General features: G+C 30.7%; 1 protein-coding gene and 1 pseudogene. Both read left to right on the top strand.

What is annotated here, in order from left to right; translation table 11 throughout:
• Nucleotides 1–326 precede the first annotated feature (326 nt).
• Nucleotides 327–641, top strand: coding sequence for a TraK family protein (locus tag ACFILW_RS10415; RefSeq protein ID WP_375621683.1), 315 nt, complete (start codon nt 327–329; stop codon nt 639–641).
• Nucleotides 638–762 (top strand): annotated as a pseudogene (locus ACFILW_RS10410) (conjugal transfer protein TraL); the annotation flags it as partial. The gene ACFILW_RS10415 and the pseudogene ACFILW_RS10410, both read left to right, overlap by 4 nt.

Genomic DNA, 762 nt, shown 5'->3' with positions numbered 1-762 from the left:
CAAGCCTGTCTGTTTTGCATTTTCTTCTATGCTTTCTTTTTCCTCGAAAGTGCACCAAACACTTAATCTAAATTTTCTTGGTCGTGTCATTTTCCCCCTCTTAAATTGCGGATGCAATCAAACCTCGTAGAGCAAGATACGTTGAGCATTTTATGCGAATAAGTTGGGTAATGTTAGTTGCGTAGCGCTACATTACACATCTTGCCGTTTTCTTAAAGAAAAACTTTTATAAAAATTACCAAAATATCCCTTTAATTGACAGTTCTATTTATTTTTTGTAAAGATTTGAAAAATTTTGTAAAGAATTATAAAAAGTTGGTAAGTTAATGAAAAAAAAAACAGAATGGGGGAAAATGCGAATAGTCTTTCTAGCCAACAAAGATTTAATTTTAAAATCCATTAAAGAAGGGTATTCCCTAAAAGAAATTTTAAGAAAAAATCCAAATTTAAATATTTCATATGACGCCTTAGCATCATATGTGCGAAAATATTTTAAAAAGAATCTTGAGACTACTGCTACATCAGATTTATCAGTAAAAACTCAATCCAAAGAATCTACTTCTGCTAATCCTATTACAACACAACAAAAATCACGTACATTTATACACGATACAAACAAAAAATTAGAGGATATGATATGACAAATATTCACATGACCTTACAAGGTAAAGGAGGAGTAGGAAAATCATTTGTAGCTAGTCTTGTGATGCAATATTTACTAGAAAATAAAATAGACGTGAAAGGTATAGACACGGATCCTGT

It is taken from the genome of Bartonella sp. TT110JLCBS, assembly GCF_042193405.1.
Classification (GTDB): Bacteria; Pseudomonadota; Alphaproteobacteria; order Rhizobiales; family Rhizobiaceae; genus Bartonella.
The sequence above is the reverse complement of the archived record's forward strand: the minus strand, read 5'-3'. Positions and strand labels throughout refer to the sequence as shown.

Excerpts from the sequence above, each read along its gene's own strand:
- ACFILW_RS10415 (WP_375621683.1), top strand. The coding sequence starts at position 327 with ATGAAAAAAAAAACAGAATGGGGGAAAATGCGAATAGTCTTTCTAGCC.